The 15373-nt window shown below is 60.9% G+C and carries 14 protein-coding genes and 2 pseudogenes; 11 read left to right on the top strand and 5 right to left on the bottom strand.

What is annotated here, in order from left to right; translation table 11 throughout:
- The first annotated feature begins 144 nt into the window (after positions 1-144).
- The 9 genes from RX331_RS10015 to RX331_RS09975 all read left to right on the top strand — a co-directional run bounded on the left by RX331_RS10015 (position 145) and on the right by RX331_RS09975 (position 7419).
- A complete protein-coding gene (locus RX331_RS10015; RefSeq protein WP_317256397.1) occupies positions 145-1686 on the top strand; it encodes a curlin in 1542 nt (513 codons plus the stop codon).
- Positions 1687-1850: 164 nt separating this feature from the next.
- Positions 1851-2138 carry a curli-like amyloid fiber formation chaperone CsgH gene (gene csgH, locus RX331_RS10010; protein ID WP_317256396.1) on the top strand — a complete coding sequence of 96 codons (288 nt, stop codon included), beginning with the start codon at positions 1851-1853 and terminating at the stop codon, positions 2136-2138.
- On the top strand, positions 2123-2584 hold the full coding sequence (locus tag RX331_RS10005) for a hypothetical protein (protein WP_317256395.1): 462 nt from the start codon (positions 2123-2125) through the stop codon (positions 2582-2584). Before csgH ends, RX331_RS10005 begins: the two co-directional genes overlap by 16 nt.
- A gap of 140 nt (positions 2585-2724) precedes the next feature.
- Complete coding sequence (locus tag RX331_RS10000) at positions 2725-3021, top strand: curli assembly protein CsgF (RefSeq protein WP_317256394.1); 297 nt, start codon at positions 2725-2727, stop codon at positions 3019-3021.
- 139 nt (positions 3022-3160) lie between these two features.
- On the top strand, positions 3161-4048 hold the full coding sequence (locus RX331_RS09995) for a CsgG/HfaB family protein (RefSeq protein ID WP_317256393.1): 888 nt from the start codon (positions 3161-3163) through the stop codon (positions 4046-4048).
- Positions 4049-4937: 889 nt separating this feature from the next.
- Complete coding sequence (locus RX331_RS09990; RefSeq protein ID WP_317256392.1) at positions 4938-5162, top strand: hypothetical protein; 225 nt, start codon at positions 4938-4940, stop codon at positions 5160-5162.
- Between the two features lie 336 nt (positions 5163-5498).
- Entirely contained in the window at positions 5499-6146 is a 648-nt protein-coding gene (locus RX331_RS09985; protein WP_317256391.1) for a sugar transferase, read from the top strand.
- A gap of 131 nt (positions 6147-6277) precedes the next feature.
- On the top strand, positions 6278-6784 hold the full coding sequence (locus RX331_RS09980) for a hypothetical protein (RefSeq protein ID WP_410708162.1): 507 nt from the start codon (positions 6278-6280) through the stop codon (positions 6782-6784).
- A gap of 392 nt (positions 6785-7176) precedes the next feature.
- On the top strand, positions 7177-7419 hold the full coding sequence (locus tag RX331_RS09975; protein WP_317256390.1) for a hypothetical protein: 243 nt from the start codon (positions 7177-7179) through the stop codon (positions 7417-7419).
- Positions 7420-7572: 153 nt separating this feature from the next.
- On the opposite strand, the gene RX331_RS09970 is transcribed toward RX331_RS09975, so the two are convergent.
- From RX331_RS09970 to RX331_RS09960, 3 genes and pseudogenes are all read right to left on the bottom strand, one after another.
- Entirely contained in the window at positions 7573-7941 is a 369-nt protein-coding gene (locus RX331_RS09970; RefSeq protein ID WP_317256389.1) for an H-NS histone family protein, read from the bottom strand.
- A gap of 528 nt (positions 7942-8469) precedes the next feature.
- The gene (locus RX331_RS09965) at positions 8470-8652 is read right to left on the bottom strand and encodes a hypothetical protein (protein ID WP_317256388.1); all 183 of its coding nucleotides are present in this window, start codon (positions 8650-8652) and stop codon (positions 8470-8472) included.
- A gap of 662 nt (positions 8653-9314) precedes the next feature.
- A pseudogene (locus RX331_RS09960) lies at positions 9315-10657 on the bottom strand (nitric oxide reductase activation protein NorD); the annotation flags it as partial.
- A 60-nt stretch (positions 10658-10717) separates the two neighbouring features.
- On the opposite strand from RX331_RS09960, the pseudogene hemN reads away from it, so the two are divergent.
- A pseudogene (gene hemN / locus RX331_RS09955) lies at positions 10718-12068 on the top strand (oxygen-independent coproporphyrinogen III oxidase).
- A 6-nt stretch (positions 12069-12074) separates the two neighbouring features.
- Here hemN and acdA read toward each other — a convergent pair.
- The gene (gene acdA, locus RX331_RS09950; protein ID WP_317256387.1) at positions 12075-13286 is read right to left on the bottom strand and encodes a 3-sulfinopropanoyl-CoA desulfinase; all 1212 of its coding nucleotides are present in this window, start codon (positions 13284-13286) and stop codon (positions 12075-12077) included.
- A gap of 136 nt (positions 13287-13422) precedes the next feature.
- Between acdA and RX331_RS09945 the strand changes: the two genes are divergently transcribed.
- Positions 13423-14265, top strand: a complete 843-nt coding sequence (locus RX331_RS09945) for a nitroreductase family protein (RefSeq protein ID WP_317256386.1) — start codon at positions 13423-13425, stop codon at positions 14263-14265.
- 29 nt (positions 14266-14294) lie between these two features.
- Here RX331_RS09945 and RX331_RS09940 read toward each other — a convergent pair whose 3' ends face one another.
- Positions 14295-15356 carry a YeiH family protein gene (locus RX331_RS09940; protein WP_317256385.1) on the bottom strand — a complete coding sequence of 354 codons (1062 nt, stop codon included), beginning with the start codon at positions 15354-15356 and terminating at the stop codon, positions 14295-14297.
- Positions 15357-15373 lie beyond the last annotated feature (17 nt).

The following is a 15373-nucleotide window of genomic DNA, read 5'->3' as shown; positions in this document are numbered from 1 at the left end:
CGAAGCTGTCTCGAAATTTAAACCACGAAGATTAGGGTAAAATTCACCGTGCCCCTTGCGAGCCATCCTTAAGAAAGGGTTAAATCCCGCCCAGGAGGGCAGCGATGGTCGCTGTACCACCAATGGGGAAACAGGGATTTCCAAATGCGAAATTTAACAATCATTGCATTTTTGATGGCGACGACGTCGCTCGCGTCTGCGGCGAGCAACGAATCTTTTATCGGCCAGATCGGCGCCAGCAACGGGGCCGTTGTTGGACAGACCAACGGCAACAATAAGCAGGCCACCATTCAGGCCGGCAAGAAGAACAATGCGGTCACCACGCAGGTCGGAGCTTCGAGCGGATCGAACCTGAACCAGTCGGGTGTCGGCCAGTTCGGTGCGCATAACACCGCGATTGTCAGCCAGACGAACGGCAACAACACCCAGGGTACTTTGCAGGTCGGCGTCGGCAACGGTGCGATCACCACCCAGAATACCAGCAAAAAGGCCGGCACCAATGACTCGGGCATTGCCCAGTTCGGCGTGAATAATGGCGCGCTGGTCACTCAGACGTCTTCTTCGACCAGCAACGCGAACAACGCTGGCACGGGCGGCAACAACGATTCGGGCCTGCTGCAGGTTGGCTATGGCAACACCGCGATCATCGGGCAGACCTCGGCCGGCACCGGTACCGGTGGCAACTCGAGCCCCGCGCGTAGCGGTGTTGAAAATAACTCGACGGCGATCCAGGTCGGCGGAAAAAATTTCGCGATCGTAACTCAGGATGGCACACGCCCGGGCAAGAACGCGAACGCGGCCTCCAACGATTCGTTCGTTGGCCAGTTCGGGTGGAACAATGCCGCTGTCGTTGGACAGACCGGTGGAAACAACGCGCAGGGTACCTTGCAGTTCGGCAAGAACAATGGCGCGACCACCAGCCAGACCGCCACCGATTTCGGTTCGAACAACGGCTCGTTCACCTTGCAGGGTGGCAACGGCAACAATGCTCTGACCATCCAGAAGACCGATGGTTCCGCCGGTCTTCCGAGCGGCTATGGCAGCGACAACTCGGCTGTCACGATGCAACTCGGCAAGGGCAACACCTCGGTGACCACGCAGAACTCGACCGGCGTGGGTGGTTTCCTCGTCGCTGGTACGGGTACGGAGAACAACGCCTTCACGCTTCAGGCCGGTAAAGACAACTGGTCCGTGACTAGCCAGTCGGGCGTAAGCCTTATTCCGGGCTCGAACAACTCGGTCGTTGCTCAATTCGGCGTCGCGAACAAAGCGCTTGTGACACAGACCAACGGCAGCAACCTGCAGGGTACGATTCAGGCAGGTTATGACAACAGCGCTATTACGTCTCAGTCGACGAACGGCTTAAGCCTGGCTCCAAAGCAGAACGCGTCGTTGACGACGCAGGCTGGCGCCAAGAACACTGCCATCACCACCCAGTCGATTGCGAATCCACTCGCCGCTGCTGCAAACGGATCGCTGATCGCCCAGGTCGGTTACAAGAACACTGCGATTGTTGGTCAGGACACCGGCCCCCAGCCGATGATCGGCGCAAACCTGCAGGCGACGGTTCAGGTCGGTGCATACAACAGCGCTGTCACGACCCAGACCGCGAGCGCGGCTGTGTCGAACACCTCTGTGACGGCGCAGTTCGGTTCGCACAACACGGCGATCACCGTCCAGAAGTAAGCCCACAGAGAGGCGGCGGGATTTCATCACCCGCCGCCCTCATCCTTCAGGGAATGACGGGCATGTCGGGCCTGCGCGCGACTTTCGTCACGTGGTTTGTGATTGCCGTTGGTTTTTCTCCCAACTGTACGTGGGCGCAATCTTCGTCCGCTGCGGAGCCGAAAATGACCGTTGGCTGCCAGATCCGGGTGACATCGCAGAACGACATGCTCCGCCTCGAGGCGGTGGCGAACGGTCCTGAAACCGCGACCGGGACCTATCGCCTCGATGTCCTCAAGCAAAGTCCGAGCGGCACCAGCCAGAACGTCCAGAGCGGGGCGTTCACGCTGGAGGCCGGTCGGGACGCCATACTGACGACCGTCGTTCTGGACGGGTCAGCCCGCGGCCACTACCGGGCGCGGCTGAGCCTGGACACCAAGGAATTCGGGAGCGTTTCATGCGTCTCGCCCTAAAACAAATTGCCGCCTGCCTAGCCATTTCGATCCTGCCCGGCTCCGCTGCACTGGCCCAAAGCGTCGCCAATCCCATTGCGCCGTCGGCGGCGTTGACCGGCGGGGCGCCCTCCTTCGGTCCACCGAAGGCCGGCGCCCCGCGGGTCGCGCCAGAACTGGCCGCAGCCGCCACCGGCGGCGGCAACTACGCCAGCACGCTCGAGATCGGCGCCTACAACAAGGTGTTCACGGCGCAGCTCGGCTCCGGCAACATTTCCAATGTCGGTATCATCAAGGGCTACGCCAACAGCGTTGGCGTCCTGCAGGCCGGCAATAACCTGACCTCGAATGTCGGCCTGATCAACACGCAGGGACTGTCGGTCGGCGTGATCCAGCCGAACGGGTCGGCACCGATCAACGTATTAATCGCGCGGCTGCCCAATGGCGCGCTGCTGATCAAGCGATAACGATCGTGGAAGCTTCAGGGATTATTTATATGGCTAATATAACATCGCAGTGTTGCCAGCCTGCAATAGCCGTAAATTCACGTGTTTGGTAACTTATGAGGCAGCATTATGATCAAGTCATTTCAGGGTGGAGATTTACCATGATTAGGTTAACAATTCCTTTAGCCGGTCTGGTCGTGGGCATTTTCCTTTCAGGCTCCGCCTCCGCAACGGAGCAGGTTTATCGCCCTGTGAGCCCCACGTTTGGCGGCAACCCGTTGAATGGCAACTTCCTGCTCTCTACCGCCCAGGCTCAGGGCAACGGCACCAAGTCCGGCCAGCAGAGTCCGGATCTTTCAGGGCTCACCAATGCTCTGAGCGGAATCGGCAACGGCGGCGGGCAGCCCATCATTATCATCGGCGGCAATGGTCAGACGACCATTCCGGCGAGTCCGTAAAGTCCGTCCTTCGGTCTTCCTTTCGCTATTTGCTTCGTCCGCTCGCGGAAATGTCCTCAGCTGAGCCGTTCCTGATTGGAGCGCGCTTTATTTTGCGCAGGGGGTTACTTTGAATTGTTTCGGTCTCAGGTTGGTTTCGGTGTCGCTCCTCGCCTTGGCGGCGGGTGGCTGTGCCCTTACCGGCACGGCCAAGGATCTGGTGACCCCGCCCGCAACGCTTGTGCCGGCCACCAAGACCGGCCTGGTCCTGGATACGCTCCCGCCGCCCAGACAGAAGCTTGATGTCGCCGTCTACAATTTCCCTGACCTGACCGGCCAGAACAAATCGAACGACAATTTCGCCGAGTTCTCCCGCGCGGTGACCCAGGGCGGCAGCTCCATCCTGACCGACGTTCTGGTCAAGGCCGGTGGCGGCGCCTGGTTCGATGTCGCGGAGCGCGCCGACCTGCAGTCGCTGCTGCAGGAGCGGCAGATCATCCAGAACACGCGGACCGCACTGATGGGCAAGAACGCCCAGAGCCTGCCCCCGTTGCGATTTGCCGGCGTGCTGCTCGACGGCGGTGTGATCGGTTTCGACACCAACGAGACCACCGGCGGCATCGGAGCGAATTATCTCGGCATCGGCGGCAACGTCTCCTATCGCCAGGATATCGTCACAGTCGCGCTGAGAGCCGTCAGCGTGCAGACCGGGCGCGTGCTGGCCTCGGTCACGACCACGAAGATCATCTATTCCGTGAACGTCGGCGGCCACGCCTTCCAATTCGCCGCGGTCGACGCACTGCTGCAGGCGGATGTTGGCGTTACGAAGAACTCCCCCGCCACGCTTGCCGTCCGCGAAGGCGTTCAACTCGCCGTTTACTCCCTCATCTTCGAAGGCGTGAAGAACAACCTCTGGGAGTTCAGGGACCCCGCGGCCGGCGCCGCGTTCATGCGGCAGCTCGATCTCCACCAGAAGGCCGTGCCGCCGCCCGTCAGTGTGGCCGCAGCCGTTCCGGCGGCCGAGCCGGTGATCGTCACCAAGAACTGACGCGCGGCAAGCTTATCGCGCAACAGGCCGCGCTTGCTGGGTCGCACTGTAACAGGCCGGCGACGATGCGTTTTGCTGATTGCAGGTGACCGGTGCGGTAGGACCTGTCTTTACCGCGGCGGAGCCAGCTCCGCCCTCCGGCGCACCCTTCAGCGCCTTGCTTCCGCCGTCTATATTTGCGCCCGGCGGCAGGTTGCCATGGGCCTGCTCGACGCGCGCTTCCGAACCTCGCCTTCGCTCGCGGGCATCAGCCGAATCCAATTGGGACCAGGCTCCCAGCACGGCGAGCACGCAGACAGCCAATTGCCCTGTATTCATCCACACGCTCCCTTCCTCTTCGCGACGTTCGGCCCCAACCCGAGCACCAAGAAACGCTCGCGAAGTCATTCGATCCCACGCCTCACCTCGCTGCACGGCCTTTCATATCATGATTGGGTCGCCATTTCACACTCAAACTGGCGGGAAGCATGGAACGCCGCCGGCCTTCACTTCAAGAATACATTCGGACGGGCTTCTGGCTTGGGATCTGGAGATGTCGCTTCGGACCAGCCGTCAGCACCACCCGGTGCACAATTCCGCCAACATCAACAGGTCTGCCAACGCCGGCAGCCGAGGGCGTTGTTGGCCGCCGCCAGATTTTTGACTTACCTAGGTCATGAAGAAGTCGGCGAGCGGACAGCGATTACCCCGAGCGCTGCTCGGCCTTCGGCTTTGCTGCGTGCGCGCCATCGCAGCACACCCGCCCCGAGGTGAGCTCAAGTATGCAAACGCATTCGTGTTCGGTCAGTCGAAGCTAGCGTGCTTCTGAACGATCCGCCGACCGAACACGCTGCTTCGCAGCCAATTCCGCCCGCCGAACCTGCCTCCTCAGACGCAGAATCTCAGCATATTGCTCGGCGAGACAATCGATCCCGGCATCTCCGGCTCTCTTGGAATTGACCTGCTGCATCTGATCCACTCGGTTCAAACGGATTGCTGGCTTCTAATGATTGGTAAACCCAAGTACGTGTCCGGTTCAGAGAACGCCGCTTTTCCTGCGGAAAAACCTCGCACCATCGTCGGCAAGATAAACGGCTACCGTGACCGGAATAAGAACCAACTCACTTCCGAGTGACCGGGACAACAATTAACTCCTTCCGAAAAACGGCGCGGGCTTGTTGATTTTTATATCAACACTGCCCGTTCGACGCGCCGATGCAGTTCAATCTGCCAGCAGGCACATCGTTTCTGCGCGATGACAATGCCACGATCATGGCTTGCGGAAGCAGTTGAACGACGTCGTTGCAGGGAGCGTCGATATTAAAGTCAACACGCCGGCACAGCCGCAGCCAAACGTGGACAGGATGTCGCCCCGCACGACAATCGCTTGCCGAATAAATGTAATTCGATAATTTCATCAAAACTGATTTGCTGTTTAATTTTTCTATACCGCATAAATGGACGATCGCTCATGTCGGAAATCGCAAAGTCAATCTCGGAGGACGGGGTTAGTCGCGCGAGGATCGTGCCTGTCGGAGGCGTCATCAAACGCCTGACCGACGTCGTCCTGGCGGTATGCGCGATCGGACTGATGCTGCCGCTTCTCGTGTTCTGTGCGGTTGCGATTTTCCTCGCCTCGGGAGGGGGGGTCATCGCCCGCCATCGGCGGGTCGGTTTTCGCGGTCGTATCTTCGATTGTCTTAAATTCGAGATCTCCGCACCGAACCAAACATCATCAAATGTGAATTGTACTGAACGCGGATTGGCCGTCGAAAAACAATCCGGCGAACTGCGCATCACTCCTTTGGGCGCCTTATTTCGGAAAGCCAGTATCGATGAATTGCCGCAGTTGTTCAACGTTCTGCGGGGTGACATGAGCATCGTGGGACCGCAGCCCATCAGCGATGACCAGCTCAGTGAATACGCCGATCAAGCAGCAGCCTATCTGTCGTGCAAGCCGGGGATTACCGGTCTCTGGCAAGTCCACGATGAGGCAAGCGATATGGAGCGCGTTAGCCTGGACTGCGCTGTCTATTCCCAGAGTTGGTCCCCACTACTGGATGCCAAGATCGCGATCTCAACCCTGTCCGCCGCATTGGGCCCGACGGCGTCCCGCTAGCCGCGCGTTTAGTCGTCCTTCAATGCAATCGATGCAGCCCTCTTGAAAGGGCGGCTAATCTTACGCCTGCGGCGTCGCAGCTTTGTAAAGCGAGGCGGTCGGCCGATAACTCGTTTCTTTGGTTGAAGACCATGGTAAACCGCACCAACCACTTGCGCTATAATTACCCGCGTCGAATCGGCGAGAATTTGTCGATCCCGCAGAACTATGAGGATCTGCGACAGATGTTCCGATTTTTCCCACGCCCGCAAGCTGTCGACATCTTCAAGGCCCGATCTCCGGAGCGGGACCTGGAGGTCGATCGTCATAGAGCTGAAGCCGTCTTTCGCGCGATCGAAGATGTGCTCCAGGCAGCCAAGGCCGAGCAGGCCGGCTTAGCCGCACGCGTCGATGAAGTAATCGCACGAGCTGCCATTACGCTGGGAAATGGCACGGACGAATACCTCACGCGTGAGGTTGAGGATAGCCACAATCAAGACGTTCTCGGTGCTGAAATCGCGAACGGGCAGCGGCGCTTGAGCGAACTGACGCAAAGTATCGGCCATTACCAGTTCTTGAAAACCGCACTTCTCACAAGGTTTCCCGATTTCAACTTGGCAGGGACGTCAAGCGGATCGGCTGCGCGGACGACAAGCTAGAGCCTGATGAGATCAGGTTCAGTCGATCGACTGGCCACGCCGGCCGCTGCTGGCTACTTTGCATGTGGTTGTTTTCGACGTTTTGTTTTGGCGGTCCACGGAGCGTCAGGCAGGACCTGATCTCATGATGCTTTGACCCCCTTGCCCGTTTTGCTAGGTCAGGCGACAGATCGTCCCCTGCTGTCTGCGCTGCCCCAAGTTGGAACTGCTGCCCTCGTGCCCGGAGACGCCCATTTGTCAGGTCCAAGCACCGGCGATGAGAGCCCCCTTGCCGTCAAACGAGACCCGGAACCTATCAAGCCCTAACGGCTCATTAATGATCCTCTGATTAAATCCAGCCGCGCCGCATTGCAACAGTCGTGAGCGCCGCCTTTAAATCACGGGGAGCGCAAATGGAACTGCTAGTCACTGCCTGTCTGGTTGGAGCTTTCACAGGCGTTTACTGCAAGGTCCTCCTCCTGGTGCCCCTCACCCTGGCAACAGTCGTAGCCGCTGCTGCCGTTGCTGCGTCGCAAGGCCAAACCGTTCCCGGGATGCTGTTGGCCATTCTTGGATCGGCGGTCGCCCTGCAGGGGGGATACATGATCGGCCTGACCAGCCGCGAACTCGTGCGTCAACCTTCGAAGCGCACCTAGGCTCAAGCCGTCAACAACCCACCTTGCCTTCGTGTTCAGGGACAAGCTGACGGTTGTAGGCCTCCCCAGCCTTCGAAGGCGCCCAATCAAGAACGGAAGGTCCGCGCTTCGGTGTGCTCTGAACAACCGTGGGCAGTCTGTCTTGAGCTCCGATCAACGCTTCCCTCTTACCTTGCCTTGCTGCGCACTGGAGATCCTGAAGTCCTCAATCCTGCCGCCGGCTTTCAAAGCGGAAACCAGCCATCGGGGCTGTTTACCTCGGCCAGACCACGTTTCTGACGGCACTGCTGGATTCCGATATTTCGGCAAAACCTTCGGATAATGGCGCTTGCGACCTGCTTTAGCAGATTTCACTTCGACAGCCGCCGATGCTTTCGCAATCGCTCCCCTCTTGAGTTGGGTGAGCCTGTCTTCAAGCTGGCGCTTTTCCGCAATGATTCGCTTCGACAGGAGAGCGGTGAGCTCCTCGTGAAGAGCCCACAGATCGTCAAGAGGCATCGCCTCGAGTTCCAATTTGTCCATGGGCCTCAACATCATTCGATTCGTGGTATAATATAACATATTATGTATGAACCGGGACTCAACCCGGAGTCCGGGCTCGGGCAGCCGGTAGCTTATTCTGACTTTGGACGGTGATTACCGCTGGTGGTATTTAGGGGTAGCCCAAATTCGGTTCGGCGACCGAGTTGCGTACGCTTCCGTACTCATAGATCAACGGCGTGCACCGCGAGGGCATGTTCGCACCTGCCTTGCTTCCGATCGAATCTCGACGCGGTGATCGATCGGCTTCCCATCTGCGATCGACGTGCAGCGCGATGGAGCCTAAATTGCGCAGCCGCGTTGCCGCTGTCTATTCTTGTTTAACGATGAACGATGTCTTTTATTTAAGTGAACCCTGAACAGCGGGCCAATGCATTCCGCCAGATATTATCGATCGCAATCGGCTTTTATTTGCACAGGCGTGGGGCGGGGACGAACTGCTGGCTACAGTTTCGCTATTCCATAAGCTGGCAAGGCCCTAGATCAGATGCTCCTACCTTGGCGTGCCATCTAGGTCCCGATGTCCTTCAAATCTCCGCGGGCTGTCCTCTGCTTCTTTGATCTCGAAAAGTCATTTTCCCGCCTAGCAATTTTCTCATTCTTTCGCGCCGCTGCCATCTCAGCTCGACCGACGTAGATACGAAGCCTCTTCAGTTCCTCAAACTGTTCGGCGATGCTCTTCGGCGTCTTCATCGCTGTATCTCGTGCGCAAACATGAAAGGAAATAGCTGCAATCTGGTTGGTATTGCCTCGCATCTTTTATATAGCAAGCTTGCCGGCGCCGAAATACGCCGCAGGCGAACTTGGCATTAAGCTTTCGCGTGAAGGTTACCAATCAGACAACTAGGCGAATTCGATAGGAGTTCAGCTCTGCTTTTAAGGCGTGCTTGTTTACCTCGTTCCGGCTCTGCGCTGGAGAACGATATGCCGCCGAACAACAGCCAGCGTTGTCTCCGCATCAAGCCTCGCGAGATCGGCGCGCCAGACTCGAGTGAAGTCGCGCGCGATCACCTTCCGCTCATTTGAAAGATCGTGATGGCCATCAATGGATGAGAAACTGATTTAGCGGCTACATGATATCAAGATTGCGGTGAAGTGTGGCTGTTCTCGCATCGGCAGACTGCAGTAAGCAGAATCAAGCCGGGCGGCAATTTTCTCCTGACGCAGCGGCCTATTATCCGAACAGCGGCCTGACGAATTGCTTTTTATTATATTTTGCTTGCGAGCATTTGACCTAATTTACGACGATTATTTAAATTGACACTGAATTTCTTTTCGCCCAACCCGGCTGTCATACCTTTCCGGCTGGCTCACGTGGCGCGGGCGGAACGTCGGAATGCAAAAACTCTCCCACTTCAACGGGCCAATTGCCGGTAGATCGCCGGCAGCGCGGCCGGCAGGCGGCGGATGTTGCCGACGATGGCGTAGCCGCCGCGCCCGAACAGCGCGGGAAAATAGGATTGCGCGCCGGCGTCGACCGTAACGCCAAATACCGCAATGCCCTGCCGCCGCGCCTCCCGCACCGCCTTGCGGGTATCTTCGACTGCAAAGCGGCCTTCATAGTGATGGACATCGTTGGGCTTGCCGTCGGTCAGCACCAATAACAGCTTCTTGCGCTGCGGCTGGCCGGCTAGTTCGGCCGCGGCATGGCGCACCGCGGGGCCGATGCGGGTGTAGTAGCCGGGCTTGAGCGCGCCGATCCGCCGCTCGACGGCACCTCCCATCGGCTCCTGGAACGACTTGACGGTCTCGACGCGACCCAGGAACGCCGCCGCGACGTGAAGGTCAGGATGCTGTGATGGTCGCCGCAGGCGGAAAGCCCGTGCGCCAGGACGAGCAGCGCTCCCTTCTCCACGTCGAGCACGCGTTGGCCATCGACCCACGCATCGGTGGAAAGCGAGACGTCGACAAGCAGCGTCGCCGCCAGATCGTGCCGCCGCGGGCGCATCGCCAGATGGACGCGATCGAGCGATGCGCTGCCCGCCCGCAGATCGCACCGCGCGCGGACGAGCGCATCGATATCCAGGTCGAAACCGTCGGCCTGGCCGCGCATCACCTCGTGCTGCGGCCGCAGCGCCTCGAAGCGCCGCCGTACATGGCGGACATGCCGGAGAATATTTGCATCCGGCGTCCAGCTCTCGCCGACCTCTGGCACCTTGCCCGTCAGCACCCGGCAATGGTCCGCCAGATAGACGCCTCGGCGATAATCCCACTCCGGGTAGAGCCGGCCACTGTCGAGTCGCGCAGCATCGATGGCTTGCGTCGGCAGGTCCAGATCGAACTTCAGTTTCGTGGCGGGCTTGCCGCTGCGACGGCTGATCGCGAGCTCGTCGAGGTCGTCGGCGGCCTTGCGGGCATCCTCATCCTCGCTGTCATCGGAGGGGCGGTCGACGTTCACCATCTCCGCCATCGCGAGGATTTTTTCGAAGCGGTTCAGGATCAAGGGATCGCGCTTGCTGCCATCATCGGCCTCGCGGACGGCGCGGCGCTTGCGGGTGTCAGGCTAATCCGCCTCATCGCCAGGCACAGGCGCGTCATCATCGTCAGCCCCGGCAGGAGCCGTCTCGCGTATCCAGCAGTCCGCCCACAAGGGACAAGGCAGCATCGGCCGATATCCGGGCGGCGCCTTCGTCGGCAGTTCGCCGGCGCCGGTCGCGGCCCGCCACAGCCGGCCTGCCGGCGGCGCAGCGGCGCCAAGCGACAAAGCCCCTCCATTCCAAGTCGGGTAATCGATCCAAAGGCGGAAGGAGAAGAGCAGATGCGATCGGACTTGGCGCAATCCTACGGGCAGGACAGGCTGCCGCGCTACACCAGCTATCCCACGGCCCCGCATTTCTCGCCGGCGATCGGCGAGCAAGACTACAGGGGCTGGCTGAAATCGATATCGGTCCAGCAACCGGTCTCGATCTATCTGCACGTGCCATTTTGCCGATCCATGTGCTGGTACTGCGGCTGCCACACCTCCGTCACCAAGCGCGACGAGCCAATCGCGACCTATGAGGCCGGCCTGCGCACCGAGGCGCAGCTCGTCGCCGAGACGATCGGGCCAGAGACTGCCGATCTCGCACGTGCATTTTGGCGGCGGCACGCCGACGATCATGTCGCCCGAGACGTTCGCTGACCTCGTCGGCGCGCTGCGATATCAGTTCTTCGTCCTGCCCGATGCCGAACTAGCCGTCGAGATCGATCCGCGCACGTTGACCGAAGCGATGACCGACGCGCTCGGCTATTGCGGCGTCAATCGCGCCAGCCTTGGCGTGCAGAGCTTCGATCCCGCCGTGCAGCGCGCCATCGATCGCATGCAGAGCTTCGAGCAGACCGCAGCCTCAGTCGAGCGCCTGCGCCGGGCGAGCGTCAAGGGGATCAACTTCGACCTGCTCTATGGGCTGCCGCTGCAAACGGTGGACTCGTGTCTCGACACCGTCGCCAAATGTATCGAGCTTCGCCCGGACCGCTTTTCGGTGTTCGGTTACGCCCACATTCCCTCATTCAAGAGCACTAGCGCAAGATCGCCGAGGATATCCTGCCCGACAACATCGAGCGTCACCTCCAGTCCGAGACGATTGCGGAGGCCCTGATGGACGCAGGCTATGTCCGCATCGGGCTCGATCACTTCGCGCTTCCGGACGACAACCTGGCCATCGCGCGCCAGGACGGCCGGCTGAGGCGCAACTTCCAGGGCTATACCGACGATACCGCCGATACGCTGATCGGGCTCGGTGCCAGCGCCATCGGGCGCATGCCGCAAGGCTTCATCCAGAACGTCGTTCCGACGCGCGACTATCTCATCCGCGTTGCCGAAGGCAGGCTCGCCACCGCCAAGGGATACAGGTTCACGGCTGAAGATCGCTTTCGCGCCGATATCATCGAACGAATCATGTGCGATCTTGCCGTCGACCTACCGCTGATATCGCAACTCCATGGCCGCGACCACCGGTCGGCGATCGTCGATCGGCCGCGGATCGAGAGCCTGATCGCCGACGGAGCGGTGATGATGATCGACGACCGGCTGTCCCCGCGACGGCGCGGGCGTTCCTGGTTCGCAGCGTCGCATCGGCCTTCGATGCCCATCTTGCCCATTCTGCGGCAACCATAGCCGCGCGGTGTGATCAGGTTCACTTCGCTGCAAGCGAGGAAGTCCGGACCGGCTCCAGATATCCGTCGCGGGTTTGCGGAAGCTTTGTACCGAGGATCCGGGACGCCACCAGCGTCCTCAGCACCTGCGCGGTGCCGCCGGCGATCGTGAACATGCGGGCGTCCCGGACCATGCGCTCGAGCGGATAGTCGCGGGAATATCCCCTGGCGCCGAACAGTTGCAGCGCCTGGTTGGTGACATTGTTGGCCGTCTCCGAGGCGATGATTTTCGCCTGCGCGGCGAGCAGCGGGTCGGGAAACGGATCGGCGCTGAGCGCCGCCTGGTGAAGCGACAGCCTCGCGGCATTGAGCGCGATCGCCATGTCGGCCAGCATCCATTGCAAGCCCTGGAATTCCGCGATCGGCCGTCCGAACTGCTTTCGCTCCTTCACGAACGCCACCGCCTTTTCATAGGCCCCCTCTGCCAGCCCGAGCGCGACCGTTCCGGCGCCCACCCGCTGGCTGTTATAGGCGTCGATCAGATCCGCGAAGCCGCGCCGGAGACCGCGCGGCGGCAGCACCAGCATGTCGTCCCGGACCTCCAGATTCTCGAAGGTGATCTCGGTTTCGGGAATGCCGCGGAGGCCCATCGCCGGTTCGCGCTTGCCGATGATCAGGCCTGGCGTCCCCCTGAGCGCAAGAAAGCCGCCGATCCCCTGCTCTTCGCCCCGCTCGTCGAATACCCGCGCGAAGATCAGATGCAGCCGGGAGACCCCGCCGCCCGTGATCCAGTGCTTCTTGCCCCTGATAACGTAGGTGTTGCCGTGCTTGTCCGCGCGCGTCGTCATCTCGGTCGCCGCCGATCCGGCTTCCGGCTCGGTAATGCAGATCGCCGGCTTGTCGCCCGAAAGGACGAGATCGGCCGCGAGCCGCTTCTGCTGTTCGGTGCCGTATTGCATCACGGCCGAAATGGCGCCCATGTTGGCTTCGACGGTGATGCGCCCCGTCGCGCTGCAGACCCGCGCCATCTCTTCGATAATCAGCGCAGCTTCGAAATAGCTGCCGCCCCGGCCGCCATGGGATTTCGGAATCGTATAGCCCATGAAGCCGGCCGCCTTCAGCGCCGCTACGTTGTCGAAAGGATAGGCCTCGGTGCGATCGATCTCAGCCGCCTTCGGCGCAAACTCGGCTTCGGCTAGTTCACGCGCGGCGCTGCGCAGCTTCAATTGCTCGGGCGACAGTTTCATATCCATCGAGGTCTTCCTCCCGGGAGCAGCATGGTCTTTTGCAACATTCGGCTCCCAAGCAAGACAAAAGGCAACCGAATAATTTATGATCGCGGCTTCGCTTGTCCTGCGCCAGCCCGCAGCGTTATTGGAGACCGCCGAGATGTCCAATTCGAGAACACCGCTTTCCGATCGCTTCGGTCCTGAGGCCGCCGATATCGAGTTTGGCGCCGACGCACCGCCCGTTCATCGTCAGATGGCGATGCGCGGCTCGGCCCGAAAATTCCGCCCCGATACTGTTCCTTACTCGACCCTGCGACGGCTGTGTGCGCTGGCGCTATGCGCCCCGACAAAAAGCGACCTTCAACAGCGCGATATCATCATCATCGATGCGCCGTCCCTGAAATCCGAGATCGCAGCCCTCCTGACCGACGGTCCGCTCGGTCAGAAATGGCTTGCGGATATCCCGAACCTTCTCATCTTCTGCGGCAATAATCGGCGACAGCGCCGGATCCATGCGTTGCGCGACAGGCCATTCGCCAACGATCACCTCGACGCCTTCTTCAACGCCGCCGTCGATGCGGGAATCGCCCTCGCCGCGTTCGTCATTGCCGCCGAGGCCGAGGGGCTCGGCGCCTGTCCGGTCAGCGCGGTACGCAATCATTCGGAGACGCTGTCGCGTATGCTGCAGCTTCCCGATCATGTTTTTCCGGTCGCTGGCCTCGCGGTCCGATATCCGGCGGAAACGCCGCCGCTCAGCATGCGGCTTCCGCTATCCGTCACCGTCCATCGCAACGCGTACCGGGAAGACGGCCTCGATGCCGCTATCGAGACCTACGACCGGCGCCGCGCGGCAGCCCAGCCTTACGCAGCGCAACGCTATGTGAGGGAGTTTGGGTTAGCCGACAATTATGGCTGGTCGGAAGACAAGGCGCGGCAGTATGCCCGCCCCGAACGCGCGGACTTCGGCGCCTATGTGAAGCGGATCGGCTTCAAGCTGGACTGATCGAACCAGGCCGCGCGGCCGGCGCAGCGTCAGTCGAACTGACGAATCAGGCCGATGCTGATCGCGAGCAGCAGCAGCAGCGACAGCGTCACGGCCGCCGTTACCCTGCCGCCGACAGTAGCGAGCACCCGAACGTCGACGCCGAGGCCAAGCGCAGCCATCGATACGACCGTCAGGAAGCCGGTGATCGCGGTCAGGGGGCCGATCACCGCCACCGGCACGATGTCGATCGAACGCAGGGCCGCAAGCGCCAGGAAGCCGAGGATGAACCAGGGCACGAGCCGAAAGAAGCCGACCTTCTTGCTGCTGCGCGCGCCGCCATGCAAGCGCGGTGCAAGCAGCGAAAGTCCGACCACGACCGGCCCCAGCATCAAGACGCGCATCAGCTTGACCAGCGTGCCGATCTGCGTGCTCACCAGCCCTGCCGGCAGGGTCGCGGCCAGCACTTGCGGAACGGCATAGACCGTGAGGCCGGCCAGAATGCCGTACTGCGTCGCCGACAGTTGCAGGAGCGGAATCAGCAGCGGAAGTCCCAGCACCATCATCACGCCGAGTATCGCGGTAAAGGAGATCGACGACGCGATCTCGTCGGCATCGGCGCCGATGACAGGCGCAACCGCGGCAATGGCCGAATTGCCGCAGATGGAATTGCCGCAGGCGATCAGGATCGACAGCCGCGTCGGCAGGCCAAGCATGCGGCTGAGGGCGAAGCTGAGACCCAGGGTCGCGACGACGACCGCGGCAATCGCGCCGAGCAAGGCGACACCGGACGCCGCGATCGCGGCAAAGCTGACGGAGGCGCCGAGCAGCATCACGGCAATCTCCAGCAGCTGCTTGGCGCTGAAAGCAATGCCGACCTGCCAGCGCTTGGGCGGCTTCCAGAAGCTGCGCACGGCCATGCCGAGCAGGATCGCCAGGACCAGCGCCTCCACATAGGGATGCGCGAACAAGCGCCGCTCCGCGGCTTCCAGCGCGGCCGAAACACCGGCGACGACGATGCAGAGCACGACGCCCGGAACGAGCGCTGCAAGACGGGTCACGCTGGCCGCCGGTCCATTCCGGGAGGCGGAAGATTCCTCGTCTTGCGGCACGAATTGCTCCTCAGGGA

The organism is Bradyrhizobium sp. BWA-3-5, from assembly GCF_032917985.1.
Taxonomy (GTDB): Bacteria; Pseudomonadota; Alphaproteobacteria; order Rhizobiales; family Xanthobacteraceae; genus Bradyrhizobium.
Note: the sequence above shows the minus strand (reverse complement) of the source record. Positions and strands in the feature narration are given on the sequence as shown.

Coding starts and splice junctions, on each gene's coding strand:
- RX331_RS10015 (WP_317256397.1), top strand. CDS start 145: ATGCGAAATTTAACAATCATTGCATTTTTGATGGCGACGACGTCGCTC.
- csgH (WP_317256396.1), top strand. CDS start 1,851: ATGACCGTTGGCTGCCAGATCCGGGTGACATCGCAGAACGACATGCTC.
- RX331_RS10005 (WP_317256395.1), top strand. CDS start 2,123: ATGCGTCTCGCCCTAAAACAAATTGCCGCCTGCCTAGCCATTTCGATC.
- RX331_RS10000 (WP_317256394.1), top strand. CDS start 2,725: ATGATTAGGTTAACAATTCCTTTAGCCGGTCTGGTCGTGGGCATTTTC.
- RX331_RS09985 (WP_317256391.1), top strand. CDS start 5,499: ATGTCGGAAATCGCAAAGTCAATCTCGGAGGACGGGGTTAGTCGCGCG.
- RX331_RS09980 (WP_410708162.1), top strand. CDS start 6,278: ATGGTAAACCGCACCAACCACTTGCGCTATAATTACCCGCGTCGAATC.
- RX331_RS09975 (WP_317256390.1), top strand. CDS start 7,177: ATGGAACTGCTAGTCACTGCCTGTCTGGTTGGAGCTTTCACAGGCGTT.
- RX331_RS09970 (WP_317256389.1), bottom strand. CDS start 7,941: ATGGACAAATTGGAACTCGAGGCGATGCCTCTTGACGATCTGTGGGCT.
- RX331_RS09965 (WP_317256388.1), bottom strand. CDS start 8,652: ATGAAGACGCCGAAGAGCATCGCCGAACAGTTTGAGGAACTGAAGAGG.
- acdA (WP_317256387.1), bottom strand. CDS start 13,286: ATGGATATGAAACTGTCGCCCGAGCAATTGAAGCTGCGCAGCGCCGCG.
- RX331_RS09945 (WP_317256386.1), top strand. CDS start 13,423: ATGTCCAATTCGAGAACACCGCTTTCCGATCGCTTCGGTCCTGAGGCC.